Origin of the sequence: Sphaerisporangium sp. NPDC088356 (genome assembly GCF_040685555.1) — a bacterium.
In the GTDB taxonomy this organism is placed as follows: Bacteria; Actinomycetota; Actinomycetes; order Streptosporangiales; family Streptosporangiaceae; genus Sphaerisporangium.
On sequence record NZ_JBFBIK010000217.1, the window covers coordinates 1 to 5,032 of the forward strand.

Sequence of the window (5,032 nt, forward strand, 5' to 3'; positions counted from 1 at the left end):
AAACCGGCGAGACCGGCGAGCGCAACGGCGTCTACGTGACCAACGTCGAGCACAATCGGACGCCTCCGTGGTGCGTGTGCCGCACCCGATCACCCCGGGGCCCGCCGTGGCAGCAAAGCTACTGGCGAGTAGGAGGGGCCGGGTGGGCCGACCGGACATCATCGTGTGCCGCGCGATCGGACGCGCCGCATCCTCTCCCGCCATTCCCGCCGCACCCGCCTCCCGCGTGCGTGCCGGCCGCCCCGCCGCGTCCCTGGGTTCCCCGGGGTTCCCCTCCTCCCACGGAAGACGCGTGGGTCCTCACGGGTTGCTTCCTCACGCAGGTTCCGATCGGCCGAGCTTCCGGCTCCCCGTACGGCCGCATCGCATAAGGAGCGTTGATGTTCACTGGAATCGTTGAGGAGCTCGGCGAGCTCGCCGGGGTCGAGGTGCTGCCCGACGCGGCGCGCTTCTCGATCCGCGGCGAGGTCGTCGCCCCCGGCGCCCGCCACGGCGAGTCGATCGCGGTCAACGGGGTCTGCCTGACCGTCGTGGACGCGGATGGCGACACCTTCACCGCCGATGTGATGAAGGAGACCCTCGACCGCAGCTCGCTGGGGTCCCTCACCCCCGGCACGCGGGTCAACCTCGAACGCGCGGTACGCGCCGACCAGCGGCTCGGCGGCCACATCGTGCAGGGCCACGTGGACGGCACCGGCGAGGTGCTGTCGCGCGAGCCCGCCGAGCACTGGGAGGTCGTGCGCGTCTCGCTGCCACCAGGCCTCGGCCGCTACGTGGTCGAGAAGGGGTCGGTCGCCGTCGACGGCATCAGCCTGACCGTGGTGAGCGTCGGCGAGGCCGAGTTCGCCGTCAGCCTCATCCCCACGACGCTCCAGCTCACCACGCTCGGTTTCAAGCGCCCCGGCGACCCGGTGAACCTGGAGGTCGACGTGATCGCCAAGTACGTCGAGAAGCTCGTCGGCGCCCACACCCAGGGAGCCGCCTCGTGAGCTGGACCGAGGCGGGCTTCACCCTGGCCGGCCAGCATGTGCTCTGGACCGACCTGGTCGGCAACATCTGCGCGCTCGCGACCGTGTGGCTGGCGATCAAGCGCACCATCTGGACCTGGCCGGTGCAGCTCCTCGGATCGGTGCTGCTGTTCGCCGCCTCGATCGAGGCGCACATCACCGGCAACGCGCTGAAGCAGGCGATGTTCGGCGTGCTCGCCCTCTACGGCTGGGTCCGCTGGGCGCGGGGCACCAAGGAGGGCAAGACGCTGCCCGTACGGCCGGGGAGCACCCGCGAGCGGGTCACGCTGATCGGGGTCATGGTGGCGGCCACGGCTCTGGTCGCCCTCTTCTTCACCGTGACCGGGTGGTCGTGGGCCCCCGTCCCGGACGCCTACATCTTCGTCGGCAGCGCCATCGCCACCTACGCCCAGGGCCGGGCGCTGATCGACTTCTGGTGGATCTGGATCGCGGTGGACGTGGTCGGCGTCCCCCTGGCGTTCAGCTCCGGCCTCGTCGTCTCCGGTGTGGTGTACGGCGTCTTCTTCGTCATGGTTCTGCTCGGGATCCGCGAGTGGCGGCGGCAGTACAGCCGCCGGCTGGAGGTAGTCACAGCATGAGCGACATCACGCTCGACCCGATCGAGCGCGCGATCAGGGACATACGCGAGGGCCGGCCCGTCGTCGTGGTGGACGACGAGAACCGCGAGAACGAGGGCGACATCATCTTCGCCGCGTCCAAGGCGACCCCCGAGCTGCTGGCCTTCACGATCCGCTACACCAGCGGCGTCATCTGCGTCCCCATGCTCGGCGAGCACCTCGACCGGCTCGGCCTGCCCCTCATGGTCCACCAGAACCGCGAGCGGCTCCGCACGGCGTACACGATCAGCGTGGACGCCCGCGACGGCGTGACCACCGGCATCTCCGCGGCCGACAGGGCGAAGACCATCCGCACCCTCGCCGACTCGGCCACCGAGCCCTTCGACCTGGTACGTCCCGGCCACATCTTCCCCCTGCGCTACCACAACGGCGGGGTGCTCGCCCGCCGCGGCCACACCGAGGCGGCCGTCGACCTCGCGCGGCTCGCCGGGCTCACCCCGGCCGGCGTGCTGGCCGAGATCGTCAACGACGACGGCACGATGGCGCGGCTGCCCGAGCTGCGCAGGTTCGCCGACGAGCACGACCTCGCGCTCGTGTCCATCGAGCAGCTGTCGGAGTACCGCCGCCGCACCGAGCGCGTGGTCGTACGGGTCGCCGTCACCGAGATCCCGAACCGGTACGGCCTGTGGCGCGCGTACGGCTTCTCCAGCGGCATCGACGGCGGCGAGCACATGGCCCTGGTCTACGGCGACCTCGGCGACGGCGAGAACATCCTGGTCCGCGCGCACTCCGAGTGCCTGACCGGGGACGTGCTCGGCTCGCTGCGCTGCGACTGCGGGGTGCAGCTCGACCACGCCATGCGCGCGGTCGCGGCCGAGGGCAGGGGGGTCATCGTCTACCTGCGCGGCCACGAGGGGCGCGGCATCGGGCTGCTGGCCAAGCTCAAGGCCTACAGTCTCCAGGACAACGGCAGCGACACCGTGGACGCCAACCTGGAGCTCGGTCTTCCCGTGGACGCCCGCGAGTTCTCCAACGCCGGCCAGATGCTGGCCGACCTCGGGGTCAAGTCGGTGCGGGTGCTGACCAACAACCCCGCGAAGCTGCGCGGCCTCGACGGCTACGGCATCAAGGTCCTCGGCCGCGAGCCCATGCCGGTGGCCGCGAACGAGTACAACATCAAGTACCTCACGGCCAAGCGCGACAGGCTCGGCCACCAGATCGAAGGAGTGCGATGAACGGGGTCGAGCGCGGCCGGCGGAGCCGAGGCGTGGCGGCGGGCGGCGAGACCCGGTGAGCGGCACAGGACGGCCGAAGGCCGCCCCCGTCGCCGCCGAGGGCCTGACCGTGGGCATCGTGGCCGCCCGGTGGCATGAGCCGATCACCGACCAGCTCCTGGCCCGCGCGGAGCGGGCCGCGAAGGAGTGCGGCGCGGCCAGCGTCACGGTGCGGGTGGCGGGATCGCTGGAGATCCCGGTCGTGGTGCAGGCCCTCGCCCGGCGGTGCGACGCCGTCGTCGCGCTCGGGGTGGTCGTGCGCGGTGAGACGGCCCACTTCGAGTACGTCTGCGACTCGGTCACTTCGGGACTGACCCGGGTGTCCCTGGACGAGTCGACTCCGGTGGGCAATGGGGTCCTCACGTGTGACAACCTTGATCAGGCCGTCGACCGTGCGGGCCTGCCCGGCAGTCACGAGGACAAGGGATACGAGGCCACGGTCGCGGCGATCGAGACAGCGATGGTCCTGCGTGACCTGAAGGGATGAGGAACTTGCCGCGCCGATCCACCTGCCGCGCCCGCCGGACGGGCCGCCGTGCCTGACAGCGACCTCCCGCCCCTGCCGGTCATCTGGCGTCCGCGCCGCGCCCGGGTCCTGGCGTACGGCTTTGCCACGGTGATGGTCGTCGGCTCGATCGTGCTCGCCGTGCTCCTCCCCCCGCCGTTCAAGCTGCCCGACAAGATCGGCCTGGTGGTCTTCGGCTGCCTGGTCGCGTTCATCCTGCACCTGCTCGGCCGGCTCCGCGTCGAGGCCGACGAGCGGGGCGTGACGATCGTCAACGCCGTGCGCGTCCACCGGTACGAATGGCCGGAGGTGCTTGGGGTGAACCTCCCCGAGGGCGAGCCGTGGCCCAAGCTCGACCTGGCGGACGGCTCCAGCGTGGGAGCCATGGGCATCCAGGGCGCCGAGAAGGGGCGCTCCCAGAAGGCCGTGACCCAGTTGCGTGCCCTCATCCACCAGTACGGCGAGGCCCCCGACCGCCGCTAGACCGATGGTCGCGACGATTCGCCGAGGAGGCACTGAAGGCCCCGGCTCGGTGGGTGAGGGGCAACGCCGCGGGGCCGCGCCCGGCGCTCCACCTGACTCAACGCACCCTCAACACCGGGAAGGCGCCGGTGGCCGTGGAGCCGGGCTCTCGACGGGGCCCGCCAGTCTCAGCCGCCCTCGGCAGGGGGATGGCGGCTCTTGCGGCGGGCCTCGGCCGCGGCCTGCTCGTCGAGCTGCCGGGCCAGGTCTTCGAGGTTGTCGGCGCCGAGCACGTTGGAGACGCCGAACCTCGCCGCGGCGGTCGACCACGGGTGACGCCTGTACGCCACCCAGCCGCCGTAGAAGTCCAGGATCTCCCACGTCCTGCCGTGGCTCTGCTGGACCTGCGCCAGTGTCATCCGGTTCACCGTCACCGGTCGCATGCCGCGCCTCCGGGGTGTGGGCGCGGCTGTCTCAGCTTCACCGAGGCGCGGTGCGGCGCGTGGAGGGGGGCATGCGTGGGGGTCACTATGACAGCTTCCCTTCGTCGGTAACCCGAGTCAACAGCGCGTTTACAGAACGTGCTGGGCCCGTTCAAACGTGATTCGGAATCGAAGGGCCTCCGGATGACTTTTCGGCGAATTCTTCTTGCAGATCGCCCGGGCGGTACGGGCCGTCGCGCAGCGTCCACAGCACGACGGCGTCCCACGTGCCGGCCGCCAGGTCGAACGCGGGCCGCGCGCGGCAGCCGGCGATGAACACGTCATCCCTCGCGGTGTGATCGGCCACGGAACCCCCACTGTCGCTCGCCGGTTACGCGCCAGAGGGCGCCTTCCACCCTCGCTGGCCGAACGCGTCGCCGTGGCCGCGCGGGGCGCGCGCGTGGTTTTCCTGGTGAACTGGATGAACGGCGATCCCCGGCATTCGACCGGCTAAACCATGAGAAGCATTTAAAATGCCACCGCCCGGCGCGATATGTGCGCGTGAAAACGGTCTTACAGCGAGAGTTGAGGGGGAATTCCCGCCGGGGTCTCCGGCGGGAATTCCCGCGCCCCTTGAAAGCGCTTGACCCGGTCAGGCGGTGAGCCGGACGGATTCCCCCGTGCGGTCGAGGGCGCCCCGGCGGCGCAGCTCCGGAAGCACCCCCTCGCCCACGGCCCCGGCGTTCATGAGATCTGTCCGGATTAGTGATCGTTGATCAGATGT

The 5,032-nt window shown here is 70.8% G+C and carries 7 protein-coding genes; 5 read left to right on the plus strand and 2 right to left on the minus strand.

Annotation, left to right across the window (positions count from 1 at the left end):
• Nucleotides 1-380 precede the first annotated feature (380 nt).
• From AB0O34_RS36030 to AB0O34_RS36050, 5 genes are read left to right on the plus strand one after another with little or no spacing between them, the layout of a single operon-like run.
• Nucleotides 381-989, plus strand: coding sequence for a riboflavin synthase (locus AB0O34_RS36030; protein WP_363923355.1), 609 nt, complete (start codon nt 381-383; stop codon nt 987-989).
• On the plus strand, nt 986-1,606 hold the full coding sequence (locus AB0O34_RS36035; RefSeq protein WP_363923357.1) for a nicotinamide mononucleotide transporter family protein: 621 nt from the start codon (nt 986-988) through the stop codon (nt 1,604-1,606). Before AB0O34_RS36030 ends, AB0O34_RS36035 begins: the two co-directional genes overlap by 4 nt.
• Complete coding sequence (locus tag AB0O34_RS36040; RefSeq protein WP_363923359.1) at nt 1,603-2,820, plus strand: bifunctional 3,4-dihydroxy-2-butanone-4-phosphate synthase/GTP cyclohydrolase II; 1,218 nt, start codon at nt 1,603-1,605, stop codon at nt 2,818-2,820. Before AB0O34_RS36035 ends, AB0O34_RS36040 begins: the two co-directional genes overlap by 4 nt.
• 55 nt (nt 2,821-2,875) lie before the next feature.
• Nucleotides 2,876-3,346 (plus strand): 6,7-dimethyl-8-ribityllumazine synthase, encoded by a 471-nt coding sequence (gene ribH / locus AB0O34_RS36045; RefSeq protein WP_363923361.1) that lies wholly within the window; start codon nt 2,876-2,878, stop codon nt 3,344-3,346.
• Nucleotides 3,347-3,394: 48 nt separating this feature from the next.
• Complete coding sequence (locus tag AB0O34_RS36050; protein WP_363923363.1) at nt 3,395-3,847, plus strand: PH domain-containing protein; 453 nt, start codon at nt 3,395-3,397, stop codon at nt 3,845-3,847.
• Nucleotides 3,848-4,014: 167 nt separating this feature from the next.
• Here the strand turns inward: AB0O34_RS36050 and AB0O34_RS36055 are convergent, their stop codons facing one another.
• Nucleotides 4,015-4,245 (minus strand): hypothetical protein, encoded by a 231-nt coding sequence (locus tag AB0O34_RS36055; protein WP_363923365.1) that lies wholly within the window; start codon nt 4,243-4,245, stop codon nt 4,015-4,017.
• A 175-nt stretch (nt 4,246-4,420) separates the two neighbouring features.
• A complete protein-coding gene (locus tag AB0O34_RS36060) occupies nt 4,421-4,615 on the minus strand; it encodes a hypothetical protein (protein WP_363923366.1) in 195 nt (64 codons plus the stop codon).
• Between the last annotated feature and the right edge of the window lie 417 nt (nt 4,616-5,032).